Annotated in this window: 24 protein-coding genes; 10 read left to right on the forward strand and 14 right to left on the reverse strand. The window is 67.8% G+C overall.

Annotated features, from left to right (window positions below):
• Window positions 1–37 precede the first annotated feature (37 nt).
• Window positions 38–454 carry an acyl-CoA thioesterase gene (locus tag SAZ01S_RS18025; protein WP_084583666.1) on the reverse strand — a complete coding sequence of 139 codons (417 nt, stop codon included), beginning with the start codon at window positions 452–454 and terminating at the stop codon, window positions 38–40.
• Window positions 455–526: 72 nt separating this feature from the next.
• On the opposite strand from SAZ01S_RS18025, the gene SAZ01S_RS18030 reads away from it, so the two are divergent.
• Window positions 527–733: a hypothetical protein gene (locus tag SAZ01S_RS18030; protein ID WP_084583667.1), complete on the forward strand. Its 207-nt coding sequence runs from the start codon at window positions 527–529 to the stop codon at window positions 731–733.
• Here SAZ01S_RS18030 and SAZ01S_RS18035 read toward each other — a convergent pair whose 3' ends face one another.
• From SAZ01S_RS18035 to SAZ01S_RS18055, 5 genes are all read right to left on the reverse strand, one after another.
• Complete coding sequence (locus SAZ01S_RS18035; protein ID WP_084583668.1) at window positions 734–1,369, reverse strand: hypothetical protein; 636 nt, start codon at window positions 1,367–1,369, stop codon at window positions 734–736. It lies immediately after the preceding gene.
• 55 nt (window positions 1,370–1,424) lie between these two features.
• Window positions 1,425–1,829: an ExbD/TolR family protein gene (locus tag SAZ01S_RS18040; RefSeq protein WP_084583669.1), complete on the reverse strand. Its 405-nt coding sequence runs from the start codon at window positions 1,827–1,829 to the stop codon at window positions 1,425–1,427.
• Window positions 1,830–1,887: 58 nt separating this feature from the next.
• On the reverse strand, window positions 1,888–2,481 hold the full coding sequence (locus tag SAZ01S_RS18045; RefSeq protein WP_084583670.1) for a YdeI/OmpD-associated family protein: 594 nt from the start codon (window positions 2,479–2,481) through the stop codon (window positions 1,888–1,890).
• A 41-nt stretch (window positions 2,482–2,522) separates the two neighbouring features.
• A complete protein-coding gene (locus SAZ01S_RS18050) occupies window positions 2,523–2,864 on the reverse strand; it encodes a DNA primase (protein ID WP_084583671.1) in 342 nt (113 codons plus the stop codon).
• Between the two features lie 80 nt (window positions 2,865–2,944).
• The gene (locus SAZ01S_RS18055) at window positions 2,945–4,180 is read right to left on the reverse strand and encodes a multidrug effflux MFS transporter (RefSeq protein WP_084583672.1); all 1,236 of its coding nucleotides are present in this window, start codon (window positions 4,178–4,180) and stop codon (window positions 2,945–2,947) included.
• Between the two features lie 104 nt (window positions 4,181–4,284).
• Between SAZ01S_RS18055 and SAZ01S_RS18060 the strand changes: the two genes are divergently transcribed.
• The 3 genes from SAZ01S_RS18060 to SAZ01S_RS18070 all read left to right on the forward strand — a co-directional run bounded on the left by SAZ01S_RS18060 (window position 4,285) and on the right by SAZ01S_RS18070 (window position 7,250).
• On the forward strand, window positions 4,285–4,770 hold the full coding sequence (locus tag SAZ01S_RS18060; RefSeq protein WP_084583673.1) for a hypothetical protein: 486 nt from the start codon (window positions 4,285–4,287) through the stop codon (window positions 4,768–4,770).
• 100 nt (window positions 4,771–4,870) lie between these two features.
• Window positions 4,871–5,821: an isopenicillin N synthase family dioxygenase gene (locus tag SAZ01S_RS18065; protein WP_084583674.1), complete on the forward strand. Its 951-nt coding sequence runs from the start codon at window positions 4,871–4,873 to the stop codon at window positions 5,819–5,821.
• 136 nt (window positions 5,822–5,957) lie between these two features.
• Window positions 5,958–7,250: a homoserine dehydrogenase gene (locus tag SAZ01S_RS18070; protein WP_084583675.1), complete on the forward strand. Its 1,293-nt coding sequence runs from the start codon at window positions 5,958–5,960 to the stop codon at window positions 7,248–7,250.
• 7 nt (window positions 7,251–7,257) lie between these two features.
• Here SAZ01S_RS18070 and SAZ01S_RS18075 read toward each other — a convergent pair whose 3' ends face one another.
• Both SAZ01S_RS18075 and SAZ01S_RS18080 read right to left on the reverse strand, forming a co-directional pair.
• Entirely contained in the window at window positions 7,258–7,587 is a 330-nt protein-coding gene (locus tag SAZ01S_RS18075; protein WP_084583676.1) for a hypothetical protein, read from the reverse strand.
• 79 nt (window positions 7,588–7,666) lie between these two features.
• Window positions 7,667–8,020 (reverse strand): hypothetical protein, encoded by a 354-nt coding sequence (locus tag SAZ01S_RS18080; RefSeq protein WP_084583687.1) that lies wholly within the window; start codon window positions 8,018–8,020, stop codon window positions 7,667–7,669.
• A 156-nt stretch (window positions 8,021–8,176) separates the two neighbouring features.
• Here SAZ01S_RS18080 and glpX point away from each other — a divergent pair, with 156 nt between their 5' ends.
• Both glpX and SAZ01S_RS18090 read left to right on the forward strand, forming a co-directional pair.
• Window positions 8,177–9,145 (forward strand): class II fructose-bisphosphatase, encoded by a 969-nt coding sequence (gene glpX, locus SAZ01S_RS18085; protein ID WP_084583677.1) that lies wholly within the window; start codon window positions 8,177–8,179, stop codon window positions 9,143–9,145.
• An 85-nt stretch (window positions 9,146–9,230) separates the two neighbouring features.
• Window positions 9,231–11,078 (forward strand): CocE/NonD family hydrolase, encoded by a 1,848-nt coding sequence (locus SAZ01S_RS18090; RefSeq protein ID WP_084583678.1) that lies wholly within the window; start codon window positions 9,231–9,233, stop codon window positions 11,076–11,078.
• A gap of 59 nt (window positions 11,079–11,137) precedes the next feature.
• On the opposite strand, the gene SAZ01S_RS18095 is transcribed toward SAZ01S_RS18090, so the two are convergent.
• From SAZ01S_RS18095 to SAZ01S_RS18120, 6 genes are all read right to left on the reverse strand, one after another.
• On the reverse strand, window positions 11,138–12,430 hold the full coding sequence (locus SAZ01S_RS18095; protein ID WP_245824994.1) for a methyl-accepting chemotaxis protein: 1,293 nt from the start codon (window positions 12,428–12,430) through the stop codon (window positions 11,138–11,140).
• 304 nt (window positions 12,431–12,734) lie between these two features.
• Window positions 12,735–13,505, reverse strand: coding sequence for an ABC transporter permease (locus SAZ01S_RS18100; protein ID WP_084583680.1), 771 nt, complete (start codon window positions 13,503–13,505; stop codon window positions 12,735–12,737).
• Window positions 13,502–14,428, reverse strand: a complete 927-nt coding sequence (locus SAZ01S_RS18105; RefSeq protein WP_084583681.1) for an ABC transporter ATP-binding protein — start codon at window positions 14,426–14,428, stop codon at window positions 13,502–13,504. The genes SAZ01S_RS18100 and SAZ01S_RS18105 overlap by 4 nt, the downstream gene beginning before the upstream one ends.
• Window positions 14,429–14,562: 134 nt before the next feature.
• On the reverse strand, window positions 14,563–15,327 hold the full coding sequence (locus SAZ01S_RS18110) for a DsbA family protein (RefSeq protein WP_084583682.1): 765 nt from the start codon (window positions 15,325–15,327) through the stop codon (window positions 14,563–14,565).
• Window positions 15,327–16,706: a M48 family metalloprotease gene (locus tag SAZ01S_RS18115; protein ID WP_084583683.1), complete on the reverse strand. Its 1,380-nt coding sequence runs from the start codon at window positions 16,704–16,706 to the stop codon at window positions 15,327–15,329. The genes SAZ01S_RS18110 and SAZ01S_RS18115 overlap by 1 nt, the downstream gene beginning before the upstream one ends.
• Before the next feature lie 104 nt (window positions 16,707–16,810).
• Window positions 16,811–19,480 (reverse strand): Rne/Rng family ribonuclease, encoded by a 2,670-nt coding sequence (locus SAZ01S_RS18120; RefSeq protein WP_218018119.1) that lies wholly within the window; start codon window positions 19,478–19,480, stop codon window positions 16,811–16,813.
• A 493-nt stretch (window positions 19,481–19,973) separates the two neighbouring features.
• Between SAZ01S_RS18120 and SAZ01S_RS18125 the strand changes: the two genes are divergently transcribed.
• The 4 genes from SAZ01S_RS18125 (at window position 19,974) to SAZ01S_RS18140 (ending at window position 25,434) form a co-directional block, all read left to right on the forward strand.
• Window positions 19,974–20,891, forward strand: coding sequence for an N-acetylmuramoyl-L-alanine amidase family protein (locus SAZ01S_RS18125; protein ID WP_245824996.1), 918 nt, complete (start codon window positions 19,974–19,976; stop codon window positions 20,889–20,891).
• A 65-nt stretch (window positions 20,892–20,956) separates the two neighbouring features.
• Window positions 20,957–23,458, forward strand: a complete 2,502-nt coding sequence (locus SAZ01S_RS18130; RefSeq protein ID WP_084583684.1) for a penicillin-binding protein 1A — start codon at window positions 20,957–20,959, stop codon at window positions 23,456–23,458.
• 81 nt (window positions 23,459–23,539) lie between these two features.
• Window positions 23,540–24,667 (forward strand): peptide chain release factor 2, encoded by a 1,128-nt coding sequence (gene prfB, locus SAZ01S_RS18135; protein WP_084583685.1) that lies wholly within the window; start codon window positions 23,540–23,542, stop codon window positions 24,665–24,667.
• Window positions 24,664–25,434 (forward strand): class I SAM-dependent methyltransferase, encoded by a 771-nt coding sequence (locus SAZ01S_RS18140; RefSeq protein ID WP_084583686.1) that lies wholly within the window; start codon window positions 24,664–24,666, stop codon window positions 25,432–25,434. The genes prfB and SAZ01S_RS18140 overlap by 4 nt, the downstream gene beginning before the upstream one ends.
• Window positions 25,435–25,467: the final 33 nt, after the last annotated feature.

Genomic DNA, 25,467 nt, shown 5'->3' on the forward strand with positions numbered 1-25,467 from the left:
GCCAGTTCCGGGGCGGCGCGAACCACGGCTCGTCGCGTCAGCGACTCGGTTCGTCAGCCTTGTCGTCGCGAAACCGCTCGGCCAGCGCCATCGGCACCCGCAGCAACCGGCCCGAGGCGCGGTCGAGCAGCGCCCAGCTGGTCACCGCTTCCACCCGCACCTTGCCGTCTTCGCCGAGGAAGCGGACATGCCGGTTGAATCGCGCCCCGCGCGGCGGCTCGGGCACCCAGGTCTCGCCGGTCACCGTCTCGCCGGCACGGACATTGCCGCGATAGTCGATCTCGTGCCGGGTGATCACCCAGACATAGGCCGCCTGCTCCTCGGCGGTGGCGAGCGCCTCCCAATGCGCCACGGCGATGTCCTGGATCCACGCCACCCATATGGCATTGTTGACGTGGCCCAGCACGTCGATGTCGTCCGGTGCGGCGGTGATGGTGCGGGAAAAGCGGGGCATGACCACATCCTAAAGCGCAGTAACCAGAAAGCGTAGCGCGCCGTTCACCCGCTGGGGAGCAGGTTGCACACCATGTTGCCGCGCCGCCCCGCCGCCCTGTTCCGCAGCCGCTGGGCAGCCTTGCTCTGGGCGGCGGGGGTGCTGTGGACGGCGGTGTGCGTCGCCGGCGTCGATACCGGCAGCAAATCGACCGCGGCGTCGGACAACGCCACTGACGCGCTGGGCCAGCCGATCGACAACGCCGCGCTCGATCTCCTCCGGAACGCGATCGGCGGCTGACTATTGGGCGGGCTTGCCCGGATCGTCCTGGAACTTGATCGCGCGGATATGCCAGCTGCGCTGCTCGGGCGTTGCGCCGTCGATGTCGCCGGTGCGGTGCAGGGTCGCCTCGCCGAGTTGGTGGAACGGCTTGCCCGTCGCCTTGATCCGTCCATAGACCTGCACCGGCACGGTGACGTAGCGCTGGCCGGCGCCCGCCTCGATCTGGCCCGGCGCGCCGATATTGGCGTGATATTCGGAATAGGGGGCGAAGCGCGCGGCAAAGGCCTTGGCATCGCCGCCCGACGCCTTGCCGCCGTCGCTCCACAACGCCCAGGCTTGGTCATAGCGACCGCTCTCGATCAGCGCATAATAGGTCTGCACGACATTGGCGGCGCCCTGCGCGCTGTCGGGCGTGAACTTGGCTTCGCTCACCGGCGTGCGATCGTCGGGCAGGCCGCCCGGCTGGCCGGGGGCGGGCGGGTTGAGCGGTTCGAGCTGCGCGTTGGCGGGCGCCTGTTCGGTGGCCGCCGGCGCCGTCTGCGTGACCTCGGCCGTATCGTTATCGGCAGTGGTGCCATTATCCACCGCAGGCGGCAGGCCGGAGGAACAGGCGGCGAGCGAGCAGGCGGTCAGCAGGGCAGGTATCAGGCGCATTCGGGTCTCTTCCACAACAGGCCTGTGCGAACGAAACACCGGACGCGCCGGTTCCTCAATCGGAAAGCGGCTGGTTGCCGACAAAGCCGAGTTTGACGATGTTGGCGCGCTTGATCGTCGCGAGCACCGCGTCGAACCGGTCGTAGCGCGCTTCGGGATCGGTCTGGAGCTGGAGCACAGCGGCATCGCTGCGCAGGGCGGCGAGCTTGCCCGGCAGCGCGGTATCGGCGAGGCGCGCGCCATCCCAGAACAGCGCACCGTCCCTGTCGATGGCCAGGCGGTGCGGGGTATCATCAGGGAGCGCGGCGCCGCCTTGCGGCAGGTCGACGGGGACCTTGTGGGTCACCATCGGCATGCTGAGGATCATCACGATCAGCAGCACCAGCATCACGTCGATGAACGGCGTCACGTTGATCGCGCCGATGGGGGCGGCGTCGGCGACAGGCACGAACTTGCGCATGACCTCTCCTCCTGTTTGCTACGGTATATCGTAACACGAGCGGAGGTGCAGGCAAGTGTCATTGATACTGCCAGTTGCGGCGCTTGCCCTCGCGGAGCCAGGCGATCGACTCCTCGACGCGGCGCGCACGGGTTTCGGGGCGCTTGGCCTCGCCGATCCACTCGCAATAGTCGCGGCGGCCGCTGGGAGGAAAGCCGTCAAAGGTGGTGCGCGCCGTGCTGTCGGCGGCGAGGGCGGCTGCGAGTTCGGCCGGCACCGGCAATTCGGGGCGGGCCTTGCGCGGCGGCCGCTTCGGAGGGGCGCCGGTGGCGAGCCGTTCGGCGGCGGCGCGCACCATCGCCTCGAAGGTCGCGGCGTCTGGCAGGTCGGCGAAGCTGGTGACGCGGCGGAACTGCTCGACCTGCGGGTCCTGCCCGTCCTTGTTCCACGAGCCCGCGGCATGTTCCCAGAAGCCGAAGCTGCAATGGCGTTTGAACGCGACCATCATCGCGAACGGTCGCCCGCCGAGCGTGAAGGCCGGCCGGGCCCATTTGATCGACTCCTCCACCTCCGGCACCGCGGCGTGCACCCGCGCGCGCATCCAGGTGAGGAGCGGGCGCGCGAATTCCGCGCTCGCGTCGATATGGGCGTCGACTCTCGGGTCTGTCGGCATGGCGCGCGAAGCTTCCGCCCCGCGCGCGATGCCGTCAAGTATCAGGGGCGCAGCGCCACGTCGTCGGGATCGTCGAGCTCTTCGTCGAGATCGTCCTCGTCGAGATCCTCATCGTCGAAATCGTCCTGGATGTCGTCCTCGTCGAGGTCGTCCTCATCCTCGTCGGCGTCCTCGTCTTCCTCGCCGATATCGTCGTCGGACATGGTGAGTTCGTCGAGATCGTCGTCGTCATCCTCGCTGCCGCCGAGATCGGGGTTGATGTCGGTCAGCAGCGCGCCGTCGTCCGGCCCGTCGCCCGTCACTTCGAGAATTTCGGCGCGCTGGCTCTCGTCATAGCCTTCCGCGTCATACACGTCGTCGCTGGGACCCTGGGTGCCGCTCATCGCCAAACCTCATCACTGGCCCGGCGGGGATCGCCGGGGTTCGAACAGCGCAACGGCGCGGGCCCCGGCTGCGTTCCGACTCAGCTGGGGCGGAACATCCGTCCGCGTTCCGTCACCGCTACTACCACGAGCGAAAGACCACCCATCAGCAGAAAACCACTATACAGCGGGATGGTGCTGCCATCGAACGCCTGGCCGATCGCGGCGCCGATCAGCGCACCGGCGAGCGTCGTCGAGAAGCCCTGGAGGCTCGACGCGGTGCCGGCGATCTCGCCCATCTTCTCCATCGCCATGGCCGAGAAGTTCGAGGTGGCGAGGCCGAAGCACGCCATCATCAGCGCCTGCAGGATGCCGAAGCTCCACAGCGTCTCCAGCCCCAGCACGGTGATGGCGAGGTGCACGCCCGCCACCAGCGTGAGCAGGGTGAGCGCGGTGTGCGAGATCACCCGCGTGCCGAGCCGCATCACGATCCGCGAGTTGAGGAACGACCCCACCGCCATGGTGCTCGCCACCGCGGCGAACACCACGGTGAGCAGCTCGGGCCGGTGGAAGACATCGGTCATCACCTGCTGCACCGATCCGATGAAGCCGAACAGCGCGCCGGAGAGCAGGCCGGTGGCGATGGTGTAGCCGACCGCGGCACGATCGCGCAGCATCAGCCCGTAGTCGGCGACGACGCGCGCCGGGTGCAGCGACTGGCGCGCGTCTGCCCCCAGCGTCTCGGGCATGCGCAGCGCGAACCACAGCAGCACCAGCCCGGCGATCCCGCCGATGCCCCAGAAGATCGTCCGCCACGATCCGCCCGCGTTGAGGATGATCTGCCCCACCGCCGGCGCGAAGATCGGCGCCGCCATGAACACGATGAACACCAGGCTCATCACCCGCGCCATCGCCCGGCCGGCATAGCAATCGCGCACCAGCGCGACGGTGACCACCCGCGCGCCTGCGGCGGCGGACCCCATCGCCAGCCGGGCGAGCAGCAGCAGCACGAAGCTGCTCGAGATCGCGGCGATCGCGCAGGTCAGCACATAGCTGCCGAGCGCGATCATCAGCACCGGCCGGCGGCCGAATCGATCCGAAAGCGGGCCATAGGCGAGCTGGGCCACCGCGAAGCCGACGAGAAAGGCGGTGATCACGAACTGGCGGTGATTGGCCGAATCGACGCCCAGGCTGGCGCCGATCGCCGGCAGCGCGGGCAGCATCGAATCGATGCCGAGCGCGGTCAGCGCCATCAGCGCGGCGGCGAGCGGCACGAACTCGCTGAAGCGCAACGGGGCATTTCCGGCCGATGCGGTGCTGAGATGCGGCGTCTGCATGGTGCGGCCATGGCCCAAGCCTTCCCTTGCGTCACCCTTTTTCCGGTTGACGTAGGTAGGCGTGCACCAACATTGCGGGCAGGAACCGCCGCAGGAGTACCCCGATGAACCGCCTATCCGCGTCCCTGTTGCTGCCGATGGCGCTCGCCGCATGCCATGGCAGCGCGAACATCAGCCTGGACGGCAACGACAGCGACGACAACAGCGTGATCGCCACCGATGCGAACGGCCGCATCCAGATCAAGGCGCCGGGGGTCCAGGGTTCGATCACGCTCCCCAAGATGCCGCTCGATGCCAAGGATTTCGACATCGACGGGGTGACGCTCTACCCGGGCTCGACGCTCAAGAACCTGAAGGTGAACGACAAGGGCGACGACAAGGACGGCGAGGTCATCGTCGAGTTCGAAAGCCCCGCCGCGCCGACGGTGGTGCGCGACTGGTTTCGCGACAACATGACCAAGCAGGGCTTCAAGGTGACGACGAAGGACGATAACCTGATCGGCACCACCGATGACGGCCAGCCCTTTGCGCTGCAGCTGAGCGCCCAGGGCGATGCCAAGACCAAAGGGCTGATGCAGGTCGGCCACTGAGCCCGGCGGGGGACGGTCCACGGGCCATTGGGAATGTTCCCAGGCTTGTTGTTGCGGCGGTGGCGCGACTAATCACCGCCCTTTGCGTTCGGAGACTGTGATGTTGGATACCCTCGCCGAAATTCCGGTGCTTTCGCTCGAGGCGCAGGCCGGCGATCCCGAAGGCTTCGCCCAGGCGTTCGGCCAGTCGTTCCAGCGCTTCGGCTTTGCCGTGGTGCGCGATCACGGCGTGCCGCAGGACCTGATCGAGCGCGCCTGGAGCCTCACCACGGCGTTCTTCGACCTGCCCGAGGACGAGAAGCGCGCCCATTTCATCCCCGGCGGCGGCGGTGCACGCGGCTACACGCCGTTCAAGACCGAGATCGCCAAGGGTGCGACGCATGTCGACCTGAAGGAATTCTGGCATATCGGCCGCGAGCTCGCCGCCGGCCACCGCTTCGCCGACCTGATGGCGCCCAACGTCTGGCCGGCCCGGCCCGAGGGCTTTCGCGAGACCTTTGTCGAGCTGTTCGCCGCCTTCGACACCGCAGGCGACAAGCTGCTTTCGGCCGTCGCGCGCTATCTCGGCCTGGCACCCGACTGGTTCGACCCCGCGGTGAAGGACGGCAATTCGGTGCTGCGCCTGCTCCACTATCCGCCGGTCGATGCCGATGCACCCGAAGTCCGCGCCGGCGCGCATGAGGACATCAACCTCATCACCCTGCTGCTCGGCGCCGAGGAAGCGGGGCTCGAACTGCTCGATCGCGACGGCAAGTGGATGGCGATCAAGCCGCCCGAAGGCGCGATGGTGATCAATGTCGGCGACATGCTGCAGCGGCTGACCAACCATGTGCTGCCCTCGACCACCCACCGCGTCGTCAATCCGCCGGCCGAGCGCCGCGGCCATCCGCGCTACTCGATGCCGTTCTTCCTGCATCCGGCACCCGATTTCCTGATCGAGACGCTGCCGGGCTGCATCAGCGCAGAAAACCCGAACCGCTATCCGACGCCGATCACCGCGCATGATTATCTTCACGAGCGGCTGGTCGAGATCGGCCTGATCAAGAAATAAACGGTACGTGGCGGCGCGCCGTGACGACTAAATCTGTCTTCCCTTCTGCAAAGGGAAGGCGCTAGGGACGAAGAGACGGCGGCGGGGCGGAAGCGTCCGGCCGCCGCTTTTCTGACCGGATCTGAAGGAACGACACATGGCGGAAGCGTTGCGCGTGGCACTGGCGGGGCTCGGGACGGTGGGCGGCGGCGTCATTCGCCTGCTCGACGCCAATGCCGAGCTGATCAGCCGCCGCGCCGGCCGCCCGATCGAAGTGGTCGCGGTTTCCGCCCGTGACCGCAGCAAGGATCGCGGCATCGACCTGTCGCGCTTCGACTGGGTCGACGATCCCGTCGAGCTCGCCCGCCATGCCAGGGCGGACGTGGTGGTCGAGCTGGTCGGCGGGGCGGACGGCCCGGCGCTGGCGCTCGCCCGTGCGGCGCTGGGTGCGAACAAGAGCTTCGTCACCGCCAACAAGGCGATGATCGCGCATCACGGGCTCGAATTGGCGCAGGCGGCGGAAGACGCGGCGGTCGCGCTCAAGTTCGAGGCAGCGGTCGCCGGCGGCGTGCCGGTGATCAAGGGCCTGCGTGAAGGCGCCGCTGCCAACGCGATCAGCCGCGTCTACGGCATCCTCAACGGCACCTGCAATTTCATCCTGTCGAAGATGGAGGCCGAGGGCCGCGACTTCGCCGAGATCCTCGCCGAGGCGCAGGCGCTCGGCTATGCCGAGGCCGATCCGACCTTCGACATCGACGGCATCGATGCCGCGCACAAGCTCTCGATCCTCGCCAGCCTCGCCTTCGGCACCCAGCCGGCGTTCGGCGACCTGAAGGCGAGCGGCATCCGCCACATCCTGGCGGCCGACATCGCCGAGGCGGCGACGCTCGGCTACCGCGTCCGGCTGCTCGGCATCGCCGATGCGGGAGCGCATGGCCTGTTCCAGCGCGTGCATGCGCACCTCGTGCCGCTGAACCATCCGCTGGCGCATGTCACGGGTTCGACCAACGCGGTGGTGGCGGAAGGCAACTTCGTCGGCCGGCTGCTGTTCCAGGGTGCGGGTGCCGGCGACGGCCCGACCGCCAGCGCCGTGGTCGCCGACCTGATCGACATCGCCCGCGGCGAGTTCGGCCCCCCCTATGCGATGCCGGCGACCGCGCTGGTATCCCAGCCCCCGGCGGACAGCGGCGAGCGGCGCGGCCGCTCCTATGTGCGCTTCACCGTGGCGGACCGGGTCGGGGTGCTGGCGGAGATCGCGGCGGCGATGCGCGATGCGGGCGTCTCGATCGAGAGCCTGATCCAGCGCGGCGTGAGCCCGGACGGCAGCGCGCTGGTCGCGATCGTCACCCATGAGGCGCCCGAGCGGAGCATCGCCCAGGCACTCGAAAAGCTGCGGGGTTCGCAGAGCCTCACCGGCGAACCGATGTGGATGCACATTCTCGACGCGTGAGCGCCGATCAGTAGTTCAGCTTCAGCAACCGATGGCCGCTGCCGGGGCATACCGGCATGCCGGTGCGGTTGCAGCTGGGCCCTTCGGCGGCCTGCAGCATCTCGAGCTTGCGATCGATCAGCGGCTCGTGTGCGCTGGCCAGGCGGAAGCGATTATGCGCCGCGCGCGTGCCGCAGTCGCGCTCGACGTCGCAGGTCTGGATCAGCGGTGAAAGTTCGGGGCGCGGCCGCGCCGACCGGCGGAGCGTGGCCCGCACCACGTGCGGCGGTGCCACCTCGGCCGCGCGCACCGCGCCAGCCATGCTTGCGCTCTGGAGCGCGAGTGCAATCAACAGCATATGCCCTCCTGTTGTATCCCGCCGAAGCAACGCGCCGATGCCCGGCGGGTTGCGCAGACCTGCAGCCCTTTCGTCGCGTTCATGGGGCAAGCTCCCGCCGCTGGACCCGCGCCGAGCCGTCCAGCCCGACGGTTGCACTGATGCCCACCGACCCGCATCGGACCATGAAGGCGCCCTTGCCGCAAGGCGTGATGCCTTGCTGCATCGGATCCCCGATCAGCCGGTTGAGCCGGGCCGCATCCGAATCACGGCTCAGATCGGGGGTGATGAACGGCACCCGGTAGCGATCCGCCTCGCGGCGCGAGCAGACGATGATCTCGCCCTCGCCGGTCGGGGCACGACACGGGATCTCCGCCTGGGTGCGCGCACGATAGTCGGCGACGACCGACGATACCGTATTTTGTTGAGCTAACAGCAGGAACGGTAGCAACATCGTGTCGATCCCCCACGATTCCACGCAAGGATAGCGCGATTCTCTGGACAAATCACTAAAGTCCTTCGAAGTCGCGATGACAACGTTAGCACTGCTCGACAGGAGGTGAGGGCCCCCCTATCGCCACTGACAAATCGAAAAGGGAATCCCGAACCGATGCCAAACGCAAGCCGTGTCCTCGACCGTGTCCTCGTGCTCGAAATGGTGCGCGTCACCGAAGCCGCGGCAATCTCCGCCTCCAGCCTGGTCGGCCGGGGCGACGAGAAGGCCGCCGACGCCGCTGCCGTCGAGGCGATGCGCGAGGCGCTGAACCAGCTGTACATGGACGGCACCGTGGTGATCGGCGAAGGCGAGCGCGACGAGGCGCCGATGCTCTATATCGGCGAGAAGGTCGGCTCGGCCATCGGCAAGGGCCCGAAGATCGACATCGCGCTCGATCCGCTGGAAGGCACGACGATCACCGCCAAGGCCGGCCCCAATGCGCTGGCGGTGCTGGCGGTGGCGGAAGAGGGCTGTCTGCTCAATGCGCCCGACGTCTATATGGACAAGATCGCGGTCGGCCCAGGCTATCCGCAGGGCGTGATCGACCTGAGCAAGTCCCCGACCGAGAATATCGAGGCGATCGCCGCCGCCAAGGGCGTTAAGCCCAGCGAGATCATCGCCTGTGTGCTCGATCGCCCGCGCCACGAGAAGCTGATCGCCGAGCTGCGCGGCATCGGCTGCGGCATCATGCTGATTCCGGACGGCGACGTGGCGGGCGTGATCGCGACGAGCGATCCGGCGACGACGATCGATGTCTATATGGGCCAAGGGGGCGCGCCCGAGGGCGTGCTCGCCTGTGCGGCGCTGCGCTGCGTCGGCGGCCAGTTCCAGGGCCGCCTCGTGTTCCGCAACGAGGACGAGCGTGCGCGCGCGGCCAAATGGGGCATCGAGGATCTCGACAAGATCTATTCGCTCGACGAACTCGCCAAGGGCGACTGCATCTTCGCCGCAACCGGCGTGACGGACGGCTCGCTGCTCGCCGGCGTGAAGCGGGTGAAGGGCAAGATGACGACCGAGAGCGTGGTGATGCGCGCCAGCTCGGGCACCGTGCGCTGGGTGAAGGGCGAGCACCGCGTCGACTGACCGATAGCAAGGGCGCCGCCGGCTTGATCCCGGCGGCGTCTTGCCGCACCAAGTCACCCTGATCTTTCCAGGGGGACGAACGAACATGCGGCACTGGCTGGTTACCGTAGCGCTCGCGGCGCTTGCCGCACCACTCGCGGCCGCCGCACCGCCCCAGGCCGCGCCCGCCGCAACCGAAGCGCCCTTCACCTTCGAAGAGGCGATGATCCCGATGCGCGACGGGGCGAAGCTCCACACCGTCATCGTCCGCCCGCGTGACGCCAAGGGTCCGCTGCCGATCCTGTTCCAGCGGACGCCCTATGGCGCGCCGGGCGCAGCACCGTCGCGCGTCCCCGCCAGCTGGGCGCCGCTGGTCCGCGACGGCTATATCTTCGTGTTCCAGGACATGCGCGGCCGCTTCAAGTCCGAAGGCGGCCCGTTCACGCTTTCCACCGAGGTGAAGGCCGGCAAGGGCACGACCGACGAGGCGACCGACGCCTATGATTCGATCGACTGGCTGGTGAAAAATGTGAAGCCGAACAACGGCAAGGTCGGCATGTGGGGCGTGTCCTATCCCGGCTTCACCGCCGCGGTGGCGCTCGCCAAGCCGCATCCGGCGCTCAAGGCGACCAGCCCGCAGGCGGCGTGGATCGACTATTGGAAGAACGACGACCTGCATCGCTGGGGCGCGATGCGGCTCACCTATGCCAGCGACTGGGTGAACAGCCTCCAGGCCGACAAGACCAACGACGGAATCGACCTCTACGACCGCTACGACACCTATGACTGGTTCCTCCATGCCGGCTCGCCCGACGATATCGAGAAGAAGTATTTCAAGGGCCGGGTGCCGCGCTTCCGCGAGATGATCGAGCATCCCGATTATGACGAGCACTGGAAGAAGCAGGTCTGGTCCAACGCGCTCGGCAAGACGACCGTGCCGACGCTCAACGTCGCCGGCTATTGGGACCAGGAAGATCCCTGGGGCAGCTGGAAGATCTGGGAGAAGCAGCGCGCCAACGATCCGGACAAGCTGGCGCTGATGGTCGCCGGTCCCTGGGCGCACGGCACCTGGCAGTCGCCTGCCAACAGCCTGGGGCGTATCCCCTTCGGCATCGACAGCGGCACGCAGTTTGTCGAGCAGATCGAGGCGCCGTTCTTTGCCTATTGGCTGCACGGCACCGGCGCAAAGCCGGACTTCGCGCTGAAGAGCTTCCAGTCGGGCTCGTGGCAGTGGAAGACGTACCAGACCTACCCGCTCGCCAATGCGCAGGCGACCAGCCTGTACCTGCACGGCGACGGTTCGCTGAGCTTCACCGCGCCGGCGGCAGGCGAGGGGTGCCGCGACTATGTCAGCGATCCCGCCCGCCCCGTGCCGTTCCGCCCGCGGCCGATGTCCGCCACCTATGCCACGCCCGACTGGCGCTGGTGGGAGGCGGAAGACCAACGCTTCGTCGACGACCGGCCCGATGTGCTCAGCTACGTGTCCGCGCCGCTGGAGAGCGACCTGACCGTCACCGGCGAGGTCACCGCCAAGCTGATGGCTTCGACCAGCGGCACCGACAGCGACTTCGTCGTCAAGCTGATCGACGTCTTCCCGGAGAACTACGAGAAGGCGCCGACCGCGCTGGGCGCCTATGCCAAGGGCCTTAACGGCTATGAGCTGCCGATCGCGATGGAGATCCGCCGCGGCCGCTACCTCAAGAGCTTCGAGCAGGCGACGCCGCTGGTGCCCGACCAGGTGAGCGCCTGGGACTTCCCGCTGCGCGACCACGACCATGTGTTCAAGAAGGGCCACCGCATCATGGTGCAGGTCCAGTCGAGCTGGTTTCCGGTGATCGACCGCAACCCGCAGACCTTCGTGCCGAACATCTACAAGGCCAAGCCCGAGGATTATCGCAAGGCGACGCAGCGGGTGTGCAGCGGGTCTGCGGTGACGCTGCCGGTGGTGCGATAGCTTCGGGCCGCGCCGGACCGGCCAGGCTGGCGTTCAGCGTGACCGGCCAGCGCGGCGGATCAGAAGGATGCCCAGGCCTCTGCCTTGGCCGGCTGCGCGGAACGCGAGGGTGCGGGGGCAGGGCTGCGGCGGGTCGTGGGCGGAGCGGCCCGGCGTGGTGCGGGGGCTCCCGCCACGGTGAACTTCGCCGCGTTTTGCGCGAGGAGCGACACCTCCGAACTGAGGTTGCGGGCCGCGGCCGAGGTTTCCTCGACCATCGCGGCATTCTGCTGCGTGCCATGGTCCATCGACGCGATCGCGCCGGTGATTTCGGTGATCGCCGTGGACTGCGCCTGGTTGTCGGCAGCCATGCGCTCGACCAATTCGTGGACGGTCTTCACGTTGCCCGAGATGTCGACCAGCGCGCCGTCGACGCGTCGCACGACGTCGACCGCGGAGAGGATACCGCTCTGGGTGACGGTCAGCTGTTCCTTGGCGCGCTTGGCTTCTTCCTCTGCGCGCATCGCCAGCGCCGACACCAGATCGGCGACCACCGCGAAGCCGCGACCCGCCTCGCCCGCGCGACCGGCCTCGACCGCGGCGTTCATCGCCAGCACCCGCGTCTGGAAGGCGATCTTGTCGAGCCCTTCGATCACGCTGTCGATCCCCTTGGCGTCCTCGCTGACCCGCGTCATCGCGCTGACGGCTTCCTCAGCCATGGTTCGGCCGGTCGACACGGTGGTGATCGCCTTGCTCGCGCTCTGGGCGGTGTCTACGGCCGCCGACGCGCTCACCCGCAGCCGCTGGTCCATCTCGGCGGCGGCGGCGGAGGTCTGCTCGAGGTTGGCGGCGTTGCTCTGGGTCCGTTGGGCGAGCTCCTCGGATGCGGAGGCGATCTGGACGGCACCGGTGCGGATCGAGTCGGTGCTCTGCGAAACCGCGCCGATCAGCGCCCCCAGCGCGTCCAGCGTGCCGTTATAGCTCGCGCGCAGCGTCTCATAGTCCGCCGGAAACCGCGCTTCGATCGGGCGGGTCAGGTCGCCCTCGGCAAGCGCTGCGAGATGTTCGCCCACCACCCGAACGACCTCTGCCTGCGTTGCCGCCATCTGCTGCTGCACAAGCGCGGCATCGCGAAAAGTGAACATCGCCTTGGTCATGCGACCCACGCAGTCGCTATAGTCGGTGAAGCGGATCTCGCTCTCGAGATCGCCGGCCGCCAGCGCCTCCATCCGCACCACGGTGGTGACATAGGGATCGCAGATCGCCCTGCGGTAGCGCAGGCCCAGCAGCATCGCGCCGCCGGATCCGGCAAAGGCGACGCCGATGCCCCAAAGGGCAGGTAGCAGCGCGGCGACCACTGCGGTTAGAAGCACTAGAGTGGCCAAAGATCCAAACGCAATCAGCGTTTTTTGGCGAATGGGTGCGCTGGCTTCGAACCAATGCATCGGGCGGCTCCTCAAAGATTGTTTCTTATGCGACTCGAAGCATCAAGATAAGTCTGTGAGGCGGGGAGGTCAGCTCAGTAACATCCGTAACGTACGCGTAATTTTCGGATTATCTTAATCGTTCTATCGGACAGTTAAATGGTTAATAAAGTTTAGCGTGCATCTATTGCAGTTCTACCTAGACTTCAGTGCGCGCGTAATGTCAGATGCGGCGCCGTCACCGCACCGAAGTTCAGTTCTTCAGCCGATAGCCGGTCCGGAAGATCCATACGATCAGCCCCAGGCATAGCAGCAGGAAGATGCCGGTAAAGCCCAGGCTCCACGCGATGTCGACATCGCCGTGCCCGAAGAAGCTCCAGCGAAACCCGCTCACCAAGTACACGACCGGGTTGAACAGGCTCACCGTGTGCCAGGGCTCGGGCAACATATCGATCGAGTAGAAGGCGCCCCCGAGGAAAGTCAGCGGCGTCACCAGCAGCGAGGGCACGATGTTGAGCTGTTCGAAGCTCTTCGCCCAGATGCCGATGATGAAGCCGAACATGCTGAAGGTGACCGCGGTCAGCACGAGGAAGGCGAGCATCGCGGCGGGATGGTCCACCCGCAGCGGCACGAACAGCGCCGAGGTCGCCAGGATGATCAGCCCGATCACCACCGATTTGGTCGCGGCGGCGCCGACGAACCCCACCACCAGCTCGATCGCCGAGATCGGTGCCGAAAGCAGCTCGAACACCGTGCCGGTGAACTTGGGGAAGTAGATGCCGATCGAGGCGTTGGCGATGCTCTGCATCAGCAGCGACAGCATGATCAGGCCCGGCACCAGGAAGCTGCCATAGTTCACGCCGTGGATCGCATCGATCCGGCTGCCGATCGCGCCGCCGAACACGACGAAATAGAGCGAGGTGGTGATCACCGGGGTCGCGATCGACTGCCACAGGGTGCGGATCGTGCGGGCCATCTCGAACTTGTAGATCGCCCAGATGCCGGGAAAGTTGATGCCGTTCATGCCTGTGCCCCCACCAGGTCGACGAAGATGTCCTCCAGGCTCGACTTGGAGGTGTCGAGATCCTTGAAGGCGATGTTGAGGTCGTGCAGCTTGCGCAGCAGCGACGGGATGCCGGTGCGCTCGGCCTGCGCGTCGAAGGTGTAGCGCAGCCGGTGGCCCTCGTCGGTGAGGCTCAGCTGCCATTCGCCGAGCTCGGCGGGGATCGCGGCGAGCGGCTCGACCAGGCTGAGGTCCAGCTCCCGCTTGCCGAGCTTCTTCATCAGTGCGGTCTTTTCCTCGACGAGCAGCAGCCTCCCCTTGTTGATCACGCCTACCCGGTCGGCCATTTCCTCGGCTTCCTCGATATAGTGGGTGGTCAGGATGATGGTGGTGCCGCGGTCGCGCAGGCGCCCGATCAGCTTCCACATGTCGCGGCGCAGCTCGACGTCGACGCCCGCGGTCGGCTCGTCGAGGAACAGGATGTCGGGTTCGTGGCTCAGCGCCTTGGCGATCATCACCCGGCGCTTCATGCCGCCCGAGAGCTCCATGATCTTGGCGTTGCGCTTGTCCCACAGCGACAGGTCCTTGAGGAGCTGGTCGCAATAGGCGTTGTCCGGCGCCTTGCCGAACAGGCCGCGCGAATAGCGGGCGGCGGAGCCGACGCGCGAGAACATGTCCACGGCGATCTCCTGCGGCACCAGGCCGATCTTGGAGCGCGCCGCGCGCGGCTGGCGGATCGCATCGTGCCCGTCGACCAGGATGGTGCCGGTGCTGGGCGTGACGATGCCGCAGATGATCGAGATGAGCGTCGTCTTGCCCGCGCCGTTCGGCCCGAGCAGGGCGAAGATCTCGCCCCGGTGGATGTCGAGATCGACATGGTCGAGCGCGGTATGGCCCGACGCATAGGTCTTGGAGACCTGGCGTAGCGACAGGATGGGTTGCATGGAGGAGCCCCGGCCGGAAGGAGCCCGTTAGCTAGGGTGGCGTTCATCGCTCGGCAAGGTGTGCGAAGACGTTTGAATCGAAGCCGTTTCTTCCCCCTGGCGGGGGAGGAAACGCTTCCGGCTTTAAGGTGCCCTTACTTCTTCTTCCGCGCGACCGCGACCGCATCGGCCAGCGCCTGATAGTCGCGCGCGCCGTAGAGGATCTGCTTGCCGACCACCCAGGCGGGCGTGCCGTTCATCGCCAGCTTGGCGCCAAGCCGGTGGTTGGCGTCGATCTCCTTGGCGATCGCATCGGTGTTGGCGAGTTTCTGCGTCGCGGCCGGATCGAGCCCGGCCTTGGCCAGCGCATCGCTGATCGACGCGTTGCTGGGGCCATCACTTGCGAAAAGCGCGTCATGGAAAGGGCGGAACTTGCCCTGTTGCGCGGCGGCGAGCGCGAAGCGCGCGGCGACGACGCTCGCCTCACCCAGCACCGGATATTCGCGATAGACCACGCGCACGTTCGGGTCCTTGGCGAGCAGCTCGGTAAGCGCGGGCAGGCTGGCGCGGCAGTAACCGCAGGCATAGTCCATGAACACGGAGACGGTGACGTCGCCGTTCGGATTGCCCGCCCAGGCGCTGGCGAAGGGCGTGGTCAGCGCCGGCAGCGCCGCGGGTACCGATGCCTGGGCATTGTCCTGCGCCTTCGCCGCCTCGGCATTCTCCTGCTGCTGGAGCTTCTCCATCATGTCGCGCAGGATCGACGGATTCTCGAGGAGATAGGCATGGACGATCCGCTCCACTTGCGCCTTGTTGCCGCCGATGCCGGGCAGCAGCGCCTGCAGCCCGAGCACGACGAGGCCGCCCAGCACTGCGGCCAGCAGCAGGGCGCTGCCAAGGAAAAGCTTCGAACGCTCCATTACTGCCCGCCGCGTCCCTTGTTGCGCTTGTCGTCCTTCATTGCCTGGTCGGAGACCATCGCGATATCCTGCGCCCGGACCCACTCGGGCGAGCCTTGCGGCAGCCCGGCCATTGCCCGGCGCGCGCTGACCATCGCGGTGCGGGCATCGCCGATCAGGTTGGCGCGCTCGGCGGTGGCGAGTGCCGTCCGCGGCTCGTCGCCTTCGCGGTCATAGACGGTGCCCAGGTTGATCCAGGCGAAGGGGTTGTCGCGGTCGCGCGCGAGCGAATCGCGCAGCACCTGCTCGGCTTCCTTCAGGTTGGCCTTGTCCTCGGTCGCGACCAGCGCATGGCCGAAGGTGCTCGCGATCAGTGGCGAATAGCCGGAGAGCTGGGTCGCCTTGCGCAGCGGCGCGAGCGACGCCTGGGGCTGGCCGGATTCGAGCAGGATCTGCCCCTGCAGTTCGAGAAAATAGGGGTCGTTGGGCGCCAGCTTCACCAATGCCTCGGTTTCGGCGGCGGCCTGTTCGGGATAGCCGGACTGGTGATAGGCATAGGCGCGGGCGTAATGCGCCGGCACCGATTGGTCGCTCTGCGGATAGATTCGCAGCGTCTTCTTCGGATCGTTGGTATAGCCGCGCAGCTTGGCCTGGACGCGCTTGAAGCGGCGTTCGAGATCGGAATCGAGCGGCTTGGTCCAGTTGGGCGAGCCTTCGAGATCGGCCTTCAGCGTCTGGACGCGGTCCTGCGACATCGGGTGAGTCTGAGCGAACGGATCGACCTCGGGATCGGTGCTGTAATAGCCGTAGCGGTGCATCTCCTGGGTCAGCTTGTCGAAGAAGCTGAGCATGCCCTTGCCCGAGATGCCCGCCGTGTTGAGGAAGCGCACCCCGGCCGCGTCGGCCGAGGATTCCTGCACGCGGCTATAGGCGAGATACTTGCCGATCGCGGCGCGCTGGCCGGCCATCAGGATGCCCGCGCCCGCATCGGCCGAGCCCGCCGCCATCGCCGCGGCGCCGAGCAACAGGCTGAGGATCGAGATGTTGCCATAGCCGCCATCGCGCTGGAACACGGCGTGCCCGCCGACGATATGACCGATTTCATGGGCGACGACGCCCTGGACTTGGTTGGCAGTATCCGCCGCGTCAATCAGGCCCGAATTGACATAGACGATCTGGCCGCCCGCGACGAAGGCGTTGATCGACGGATCGCCGACCAGCACCACCTTGGCATTGGCCGGATTGAGCCCGGCGGCCGTGAACAGCGGTTTGGCCATGTCGGCCAGCAGCGCCTCGGTCTCGGCGTCGCGGAGCACCGATTGCGCCATCGCCGGGCGCGACGCGAACGATGCGAGGCAGAGCATCGCAAGCAGCGTGGCCAGTCGGTGGATGCGCGCCATGATCGATACTCCCGGGGACTCGTCTGAAGGGCCGCCCTGGCAACAAGGCCCTGAACCTACACTGAAAGCCCCGGCGCAGCGGGTGGCCGCGCCGGGGGCCTTCCTCAGGCGCCGAAGGTACGCTGCCACCAGCCGCGGCGGGGCTGGCCTTCCTCGGCCGGAGCTTCCTCGGCGGCAGGTGCCGCCTCGGCAGCCGGCGTCACGTCCTGCTCGACCGGCGCTTCGACCGCGGGGGTCTCCGGCGCTGCTTCGGCAGCGACATCGGCCTTCTTGCGGCGCGTCCGCTTCGGCTTGGCCGGGGCTTCCTCGGCCGCAGCCTCGACGGGGGCAGGGGCTGCCTCCGCTTCGACATCGGCCTTCTTGCGACGGGTGCGCTTCGGCTTGGCCGGCGCCTCCTCGGCGGGCGCCTCGACGGCGGCAGGCGCCGCCTCGGCCGGTGCGGCCTCGGCATCGGCCTTCTTGCGACGCGTGCGCTTCGGCTTGGCCGGGGCTTCGGCCTCGGCTTCTGCCTCTACTGCTGCGGGTGCAGGCGCTGCTTCGGCGACGGGCTCCGGTGCGGCGGCAGGCGCTTCTGCTTCTGCCGCGACCGTGTCGACCGTCGTCTCGTCCGAACCCTGCTCGGCACCGTCTTCACCGGCGCCGCGACGGCCACCGCGACGACCGCGACGACGGCGCTTGCGGTTGCGCTCGCCTTCCTCGCGCTGCGCCGCAGTTTCCTCGGTTTCGGCCGCAGACCCGACCTCGGCCGGCTCGGCTTCCTCACCATCGACGTCGGCGTCGCCCTCGGCACCCTCGGTCTCGGCCTGCTCGTCCTGGCTGCCCTCGCCTTCCTCGCGGCCGCGACGCCCGCGCCCACGGCGGCGGCGGCGGCGCTTGCCACGGCCCTCACCCTCGCCGCGCTCCTGGCGTTCGCCACGCTCGCGCGGTTCGGCTTCGGCTTCCGCCTCGGCTTCGAGCTCCTCTTCCTCTTCCTCGATCTCCTCGACGAAGTCCTCTTCCGGCTCCTCGAGCAGCGGCTCGATCTTGGGCGCATAGGCCGGCGGCGGGCCCGAGGCCTCCACCGTCATGCGCGCGCCTTCCAGCTCGCCGTCCGCCTCGACCTCGATCAGCACGCCGTAGCGATCCTCGATCTCGGCGAGTTCGGCGCGCTTCTTGTTGAGCACGTAGAAGGCCGCTTCCTGGCTGGCGCGCAGCAGGATTTCGGAACCGCGGCCGCGGGCGGCCTCGTCCTCGATCATGCGCAGCGCCGACAGACCCGCCGAGGAGGCGGTGCGGACCAGGCCGGTGCCTTCGCAATGCGGGCAGGTGCGGGTGGAGGCTTCGAGCACGCCGGTGCGCAGGCGCTGGCGGCTCATCTCCATCAGTCCGAAGGCCGAGATACGGCCGACCTGGATGCGGGCGCGATCGTTCTTCAGCGCCTCCTTCATCGCCTTCTCGACCTTACGGACGTTGGACGAATGATCCATGTCGATGAAGTCGATCACGACCAGGCCCGCCATGTCGCGCAGGCGGAGCTGGCGGGCGATTTCCTGAGCGGCCTCGAGGTTGGTCGCGGTCGCGGTCTGCTCGATATTGTGCTCGCGCGTCGACCGGCCGGAGTTGATGTCGATCGAGACCAGCGCCTCGGTCGGGTTGATCACCAGATAGCCGCCGGACTTCAACTGCACCACCGGGTGGTACATCGCCGACAGCTGCTCCTCGACGCCGGCGCGCTGGAACAGCGGCACCGCATCGGCATATTGCTTCACCTTGCGGGCATGGCTCGGCATCAGGAGCTTCATGAAGTCCTTGGCCTGGCGATAGCCTTCCTCGCCCTCGACGATCACTTCGTCGATGTCGCGATTGTAGATGTCGCGGATCGCGCGCTTCATCAGGTCGCTGTCGCCATAGACGAGGGCAGGGGCGGACGAGGTCAGCGTGCGCTCGCGGATTTCGTCCCACAGGCGCGCGAGATAGTCGAAGTCGCGCTTGATCTCGGTCTTGGTGCGCTGGAGCCCGGCGGTACGGACGATGCAGCCCATCGATGCGGGCAGCTTGAGGTCCGCCATGATGCCCTTGAGGCGCTTGCGATCGGCGGCCGAGTTGATCTTGCGCGAGATGCCGCCGCCATGCGCGGTGTTCGGCATCAGCACGCAGTAGCGGCCGGCAAGGCTGAGATAGGTGGTCAGCGCCGCGCCCTTGTTGCCGCGCTCTTCCTTGACGACCTGGACCAGCAGCACCTGGCGCCGGCGGATCACGTCCTGGATCTTATAGCGGCGGCGCAGATTCATGCGGCGCTGGCGCAGCGCCTCGGCCTCGTCGCCATTGCCGCCACGACCGCGACGGCGGCGGCCGCCCTGCGGCGCGTCCTCGCCTTCCGATGCTTCCTCGTCGTCGTGCGGGCGCTCGACCACCTCGACGCCATCTTCATGGTCGTCGTGATCGTGATCGTGATGATCGTCGTCGTCATCGCCGTCGGCCTCGCGCAGCGCGGCTTCCTGCGCGGCGTGCTCGGCCTCTTCGCGCAGCAGGGCTTCGCGGTCTTCCTTCGGGATCTGGTAATAGTCGGGATGGATTTCCGAAAAGGCGAGGAAGCCGTGCCGGTTGCCGCCGTAATCGACGAAAGCCGCCTGCAGCGACGGCTCGACGCGGGTCACCTTCGCCAGATAGATATTGCCCTTGAGCTGCTTGCGCTCAGCGGACTCGAAGTCAAATTCCTCGATTCGATTCCCTTTGACGACGGCCACGCGGGTCTCTTCCCGGTGGCGTGCGTCGATCAGCATACGCATGGTCATTTATGATTCTCCGGGCGCGCCGGCACAGTTCCTCGAAGGAATGGGGCGCGAGCGCGCGATACAAGAAGCGCACCGGTCGGCCGGCATGGCCGAATCGGGTGGCGCTGGTTTCAAAAACTGCTGTTGCTGCACGGGCACGAGCGGACCAGCGGTCCCCTTGCTCCACCCTCGCCACGCTGCCGGCCGCGAGGGCCTGGCGATGCGGACGGTGGGGAAATTGCCTCATGCGAACGTCAACCTGAACTGTCGCGACAAAAGAAGCGTCGCGTGCCTGATCCGGCGCAGTGCCGGAAGCATATCCTGCCTAGCACCGCTATGTCGTTGCGGCAACTGGGCTGGCTTTGGAAGATGTCGTTCCCCCGGCCGCCATAAAGCATTTCGGAGGATTTCGATCCGCCCCCGTAGCAAATGGCACTTAGCAGCGGGTTAACCAAGGGCATGCCGTGATTTCCGGGCTGGACCGTTCGCCGGCGGTCGCGGCATAGCGGCGCCCGTGTCGTGGATCCTGTTCCTGCTTGCCGGCTGGCTGACCGGTTTGCCCGGCTGGGTGGACGCGGCGCAGCAGCTGCGCATCGAGGACGGGGCGTTGGCGGTGACGATAGGCCCGCCGGGCGGGGACACCATCCTGCGTTTCGCCTGGCGCGCCACCGACTATAGCGTCAGCCTTGCGATGCCGGTGCCGATGCCAGCGCCAGCGACGGGCGCGCTGTTGCCAAAGGTGCTGGGCCCTGCCGGCTTGCCGCTGGTCGTGCTCGACCCCGGCCATGGCGGCCGCGATCCCGGCGCGACCGGCGTCGACGGCATTGCCGAAAAGACGCTGACCCTCGCCGCCGCACGCGCGATCCGCGACGCGCTGCTCGCCTCGGGCCGGGTGCGGGTGGCGATGACGCGCGAGGACGATTCGTTCGTGCCGCTGCAGCAGCGCATGGATGGCGCGCGGCGGCTGGGCGCGGCGCTGTTCCTGTCGCTCCACTGCGACAGCGCCGCCGATCCGCTGGCATCGGGTGGTACACTCTACACGCTGTCGGAAGTCGCCTCGGACAAGGAAGCGGCGCGGATGGCGGCGCGCGAGAATCGGGCGGACCTGCTCGCTGGCGTCGATCTGGGCAGCGAGCGCGCGGACGTCGCCTCGCTGCTGATCGATCTTGCCCAGCGCCGCACCATGGGCGTGTCCGCCCGCTATGCCGATCTGCTTGCCCGCGAGGTGGCACCGGCGATGCGGCTGCACGCCCGGCCGCGGCGGATGGCGGCGCTGATGGTGCTCAAGGCGCCCGACATGCCCTCGGTGCTGTTCGAACTCGGCTATGTCTCCAATGCCGAGGATGCGCAGGCGCTCGGCTCGGCGGAGGGGCGCGCACGGCTCGCCGCGGCGGTGCGCCGGGCGACCGAAATCTACCTCGCGACGCGCTGAGCCGGGACAAGGCGCGGGCGCGGCTCCCTTTCTTCCGCCCGAAAAGGTGCTACACCGCGCGCCGCATGGCCGACGGCGACACTCCCCAAACCATCCGTATCGAACGCACGCCCGGCCGCTGGGCGCGGCTGCGGCGGCGCTGGTGGTTCCGCACCCTCGCGATCCTGGCGCTGCTCGCCGGGTTGCTGGTGTTCCTCGTCTGGCTGCTCGTCGCGCGCGATCTGCCCTCGGTCAACAAGCTGCGCAGCTATGAGCCGCAGCTGCCCAGCTATGTCCGCTCGGCCGACGGCGCGCCGATCCATGCCTATGCCCAGATGCGGCGCGTGCAGCTCAGCTACAACGAGTTCCCGCCGCTGCTGGTCCGCGCCTTCATGGCCGCCGAAGATCGCACCTTCTTCTCGCACCACGGGCTCGACTTCCCCGGCCTGGTGCGCGCTGCGGGGGAGGGGATCCTGCGGGGCAAGACGCCGCGCGGCACCTCCACCATCACCCAGCAGGTCGCCAAGAATCTCGGCGTCGGCAACCAGGCGAGCTACACCCGCAAGCTGAAGGAGGCGATCCTCGCCTGGCGGATCGAGGACAGCCTCACCAAGCCGCAGATCATGGAATTGTACCTCAATTTCATCGAGCTGGGGCGCAATTCGGGCGGCGTGGCGGCGGCGAGCGATGCCTATTTCGGCAAGCCGCTCGACAAGCTGACGCTTGCCCAGATGGCCTATCTGGCGATCCTGCCCAAGGGGCCCGCCAATTACGACCCCGACCGCAACACGCAGCGCGCGCTCGATCGCCGCAACTGGGTGCTCGGCGAGATGCTGCGCAACGGCTTCATCAACCAGGCGCAGCATGACGGGGCGGTGGCCGCGCCGCTCGGCACCGTGCCGCGCCAGACGCCGCGGTTCGAACGGGTCGGCGGCTATTTCGTCGAGGAAGTGCGTCGCCAGCTGGAGAAGCAGTTCGGTGCCAAGCGCGAGGACGGGCCGAACAGCGTGTTCGATGGCGGCCTGTGGGTGCGCAGCTCGCTCGATCCGCGGCTCCAGGCCTATGCCCAGCGCGCCCTGCGCGACGGACTGCTGCGCTTCGATCGCGGCCGCGGCTGGTCCGGGCCGATCGCCAAGGTGTCATTCGAAGGCGATGGCTGGTACTCGGCCTTCGCCTCGCAGAACATCGGCGTCGACTACGACAATTGGCGCGCGGCGGTGGTGATCGCGCGCGATTCCCGCGCGACACAGCTCGGCTTCGACGATGGCGATACCGGCACACTGCCCGCCAGCGCCGCGCAGATGCCGATCCGCGGTCAGGGCGGTCACGCGTTCGACGCGATCAAGGTCGGCGACGTGCTCGCGGTGGCGCCCGAGGGCGGCGCCTGGAGCCTGCGCAGCGTTCCCAAGGTATCGGGCGGCATGGTGGTCGAGGATCCCTCGACCGGCCGGGTGCTGGCGATGCAGGGCGGCTTCGATTCGCGGCTCCAGGCGTTCAACCGCGCCACCCAGGCGACGCGCCAGCCGGGATCGACGATCAAGCCGATCGTCTATGCCGCCGCGCTCGAGAACGGAATGACCCCGGCCTCGATTGTCGTCGACGGCCCGTTCTGCGTGTGGCAGGGCGCCGGGCTCGGCCAGAAGTGCTTCCGCAATTTCGGCAATGCCCGCGGCGCCGGCCCGCACACGCTGCGCTGGGGCATCGAGCAGTCGCGCAACCTGATGACGGTGCAGATCGCCAACGCCACCGGCATGGACAAGGTGGTCGACGTGATCCAGCGGCTCGGCGTCTCGAAGAACCGGCTGCCGCCCTATCTCTCCTATGCGCTGGGTGCGGGCGAGACGACCGTGCTGCGGATGGTCAACGCCTATTCGATCCTGGTGAACCAGGGCCGCGCGCTCAACCCGACGCTGATCGACTTCGTCCAGGACCGCCGCGGCCGGGTGATCTTCCCTGCCGGCTGGCGCGCCTGCTCTGGCTGCAACGCGCGGGACTGGGACGGCAAGCCGATGCCGCGCCCGATCGTCCGCGCGCGCCAGATCATCGATCCGATGGTCGCCTATCAGATGGTCCATATCACCGAGGGTGTGGTCCAGCGCGGCACCGCGACCGTGCTGCGCGACCTCAATCGGCCGATGATGGGCAAGACCGGCACCACCACCGGCCCGACCGATGTGTGGTTCGTCGGCGGCACCCCGCAGATGATCGGCGGGCTCTATCTCGGCTACGATACGCCGTCGAACCTTGGCGGCTATGCCCAGGGCGGGTCGATCGCCGCGCCGATCTTCAAGGAGTTCGCGGTGCCGGCCTATGAAGGCCTGGAGCCGCTGCCCTTCGTCGCCCCGCCTGGCATCCGCATGGTCCGCATCGATCGGGGCAGCGGCCGGCCGGTGCAGGGCGGCTGGCCGACCGACGATCCGCTGGCGCCGGTGATCTGGGAGGCGTTCCGCCCCGATACCGATCCCCGCCGCACCCGCCGCACCGCCGCCGAGGAAGCGCCGGCCGCCGCGCCGAGCACCACCGTGCAGCGCAAGGTGGACAAGCCGGGCGACAGCGACTTCTTGCAACAACAGGGCGGAATCTACTAGCGGATCGCACGCACCCTATATGGCTTGAGATCGCCGCATCGTCCGGGATGCGGCCGGCGGATACTTCGGAAGGTTTGGAACATGCGCGCTGAAGCGCAGGCATATGTCGACAAGATCAACGCGGCCCTCGCGCTGCTGCGCCGCTCGCTCGACTGGGACCGCGCGCTGCGCCGCCTCGACGAGCTGAACGCGCGCGTCGAGGATCCGACGCTGTGGAACGACGCCAAGAAGGCGCAGGACGTGATGCGCGAGCGGCGCCGCCTCGACGAATCGATCACCGCGACGCGCGCGATCGAGAGCGAACTCAACGACACCGTCGAGCTGATCGAGATGGCCGAGGCCGAGGGCGACGAGGAAATGGCGGTCGACGGGACCGCCAGCCTGCGCGCCCTCGCCGAGCGGTCCGATGCCGACAAGGTCAAGGCGCTGCTCTCGGGGGAGGCCGATGCCAACGACACCTATGTCGAGATCAACGCCGGCGCCGGCGGTACCGAATCGAACGACTGGGCCGAAATGCTCCAGCGCATGTACACGCGCTGGGCCGAGCGCCACGGCTACAAGGTCGAGCTGGTCGACTATCACGCCGGCGAGCAGGCGGGCATCAAGTCGGCGACGCTCTTGTTCAAGGGCGAGAACGCGTACGGCTATGCCAAGACCGAGAGCGGCGTCCACCGCCTGGTCCGCATCAGCCCGTTCGATTCGAACGCGCGTCGCCAGACCAGCTTCGCCAGCGTCTGGGTCTATCCGGTGATCGACGACAATATCGACATCGAGATCAACGAGAGCGAGCTGCGCATCGACACCTATCGCGCCTCGGGCGCGGGCGGCCAGCACATCAACACCACCGATTCGGCGGTGCGCATCACCCACTTGCCGACCGGCATCGTCGTGCAGTGCCAGAACCAGCGTTCGCAGCACAAGAACCGCGCCGAGGCCTATAACCAGCTCCGCGCCCGCCTCTACGAGCGCGAGCTCGCCGAGCGCGAGGCGGCGGCCAATGCGGTCAACGCCACCAAGACCGATATCGGCTGGGGCCACCAGATCCGCTCTTACGTCCTCCAGCCGTACCAGTTGGTGAAGGACCTGCGCACCGGCGTGACCTCCACCGCGCCGAGCGACGTGCTTGACGGCGATCTCGACAGCTTCATGGCTGCCGCGCTAGCACAGCGCGTGACGGGCGAAGCCGTCGTGGTGGAGGATGTCGATTGACCCTGGCGCGGCCCCTGCTGCTCGGCGTGACGCTGCTGCTGGCGGCGTGCGACGGCAGTCCGCGGGGGCCGGGGAACGTCAGCCACGACGCGTCCAACTCGGGCTTCCCGGCGGCCGACCGGCCGGTGGCGACGATCGTCTCCTCGCGCTGGTCGAGCGAGGAAGAGCGCGACCGGCTGAACGAGGCCGGCAAGGTGATGGACCTGGCCGGCATCAAGCCCGGCATGACCGTCGCCGATATCGGCGCGGGCGAGGGCTATTACACCATCCGCCTCGGGCAGCGCGTCGGCGCGAAGGGGCGGGTGGTCGCCGAGGACATCGTCCCCGACTATATCAGCGCGCTGGCGACCCGCGTCGTGCGCGAGAAGCTCGATAATGTCAGCGTGCGGCTGGGGCTGCCCGCCGATCCGCGGCTGCCCGAGAACAGCTTCGATCGCGTGCTGATGGTGCACATGTATCACGAGATCGAATCGCCCTACGAGTTCCTCTGGCGGCTGCGCCCGTCGCTGGCCCCGGGCGGGCAGGTGATCGTGGTCGACGCCGATCGCGCCACGGAGAATCACGGCACGCCGCCCGCGCTGCTCAAATGCGAGTTCGCGGCGGTGGGCTATGCCCAGGTCTCGATGCTGCCGATGCCCTCGGCCGGCGGCTATATGGCGGTGTTCGAGGCGCGCGGCGCCCGGCCCGAGCCCGAGACGATCCGCGCCTGCAAGTCCGGCGCGCATGCCAAGGCAGTGACGCCCAAGCCCAACGGGGCGCACGAGTAGTGCGCTCCTAAGCCCCTCCCCTTCAGGGGAGGG

The organism is Sphingomonas azotifigens NBRC 15497 (genome assembly GCF_002091475.1).
In the GTDB taxonomy this organism is placed as follows: domain Bacteria; phylum Pseudomonadota; class Alphaproteobacteria; order Sphingomonadales; family Sphingomonadaceae; genus Sphingomonas; species Sphingomonas azotifigens.

What these genes read in the sequence shown, in the direction of transcription:
- SAZ01S_RS18025 (WP_084583666.1), bottom strand. Translation starts at nt 454, where the DNA reads ATGCCCCGCTTTTCCCGCACCATCACCGCCGCACCGGACGACATCGAC.
- SAZ01S_RS18030 (WP_084583667.1), top strand. Translation starts at nt 527, where the DNA reads ATGTTGCCGCGCCGCCCCGCCGCCCTGTTCCGCAGCCGCTGGGCAGCC.
- SAZ01S_RS18035 (WP_084583668.1), bottom strand. Translation starts at nt 1,369, where the DNA reads ATGCGCCTGATACCTGCCCTGCTGACCGCCTGCTCGCTCGCCGCCTGT.
- SAZ01S_RS18040 (WP_084583669.1), bottom strand. Translation starts at nt 1,829, where the DNA reads ATGCGCAAGTTCGTGCCTGTCGCCGACGCCGCCCCCATCGGCGCGATC.
- SAZ01S_RS18045 (WP_084583670.1), bottom strand. Translation starts at nt 2,481, where the DNA reads ATGCCGACAGACCCGAGAGTCGACGCCCATATCGACGCGAGCGCGGAA.
- SAZ01S_RS18050 (WP_084583671.1), bottom strand. Translation starts at nt 2,864, where the DNA reads ATGAGCGGCACCCAGGGTCCCAGCGACGACGTGTATGACGCGGAAGGC.
- SAZ01S_RS18055 (WP_084583672.1), bottom strand. Translation starts at nt 4,180, where the DNA reads ATGCAGACGCCGCATCTCAGCACCGCATCGGCCGGAAATGCCCCGTTG.
- SAZ01S_RS18060 (WP_084583673.1), top strand. Translation starts at nt 4,285, where the DNA reads ATGAACCGCCTATCCGCGTCCCTGTTGCTGCCGATGGCGCTCGCCGCA.
- SAZ01S_RS18065 (WP_084583674.1), top strand. Translation starts at nt 4,871, where the DNA reads ATGTTGGATACCCTCGCCGAAATTCCGGTGCTTTCGCTCGAGGCGCAG.
- SAZ01S_RS18070 (WP_084583675.1), top strand. Translation starts at nt 5,958, where the DNA reads ATGGCGGAAGCGTTGCGCGTGGCACTGGCGGGGCTCGGGACGGTGGGC.
- SAZ01S_RS18075 (WP_084583676.1), bottom strand. Translation starts at nt 7,587, where the DNA reads ATGCTGTTGATTGCACTCGCGCTCCAGAGCGCAAGCATGGCTGGCGCG.
- SAZ01S_RS18080 (WP_084583687.1), bottom strand. Translation starts at nt 8,020, where the DNA reads ATGTTGCTACCGTTCCTGCTGTTAGCTCAACAAAATACGGTATCGTCG.
- glpX (WP_084583677.1), top strand. Translation starts at nt 8,177, where the DNA reads ATGCCAAACGCAAGCCGTGTCCTCGACCGTGTCCTCGTGCTCGAAATG.
- SAZ01S_RS18090 (WP_084583678.1), top strand. Translation starts at nt 9,231, where the DNA reads ATGCGGCACTGGCTGGTTACCGTAGCGCTCGCGGCGCTTGCCGCACCA.
- SAZ01S_RS18100 (WP_084583680.1), bottom strand. Translation starts at nt 13,505, where the DNA reads ATGAACGGCATCAACTTTCCCGGCATCTGGGCGATCTACAAGTTCGAG.
- SAZ01S_RS18105 (WP_084583681.1), bottom strand. Translation starts at nt 14,428, where the DNA reads ATGCAACCCATCCTGTCGCTACGCCAGGTCTCCAAGACCTATGCGTCG.
- SAZ01S_RS18110 (WP_084583682.1), bottom strand. Translation starts at nt 15,327, where the DNA reads ATGGAGCGTTCGAAGCTTTTCCTTGGCAGCGCCCTGCTGCTGGCCGCA.
- SAZ01S_RS18115 (WP_084583683.1), bottom strand. Translation starts at nt 16,706, where the DNA reads ATGGCGCGCATCCACCGACTGGCCACGCTGCTTGCGATGCTCTGCCTC.
- SAZ01S_RS18120 (WP_218018119.1), bottom strand. Translation starts at nt 19,480, where the DNA reads ATGACCATGCGTATGCTGATCGACGCACGCCACCGGGAAGAGACCCGC.
- SAZ01S_RS18130 (WP_084583684.1), top strand. Translation starts at nt 20,957, where the DNA reads ATGGCCGACGGCGACACTCCCCAAACCATCCGTATCGAACGCACGCCC.
- prfB (WP_084583685.1), top strand. Translation starts at nt 23,540, where the DNA reads ATGCGCGCTGAAGCGCAGGCATATGTCGACAAGATCAACGCGGCCCTC.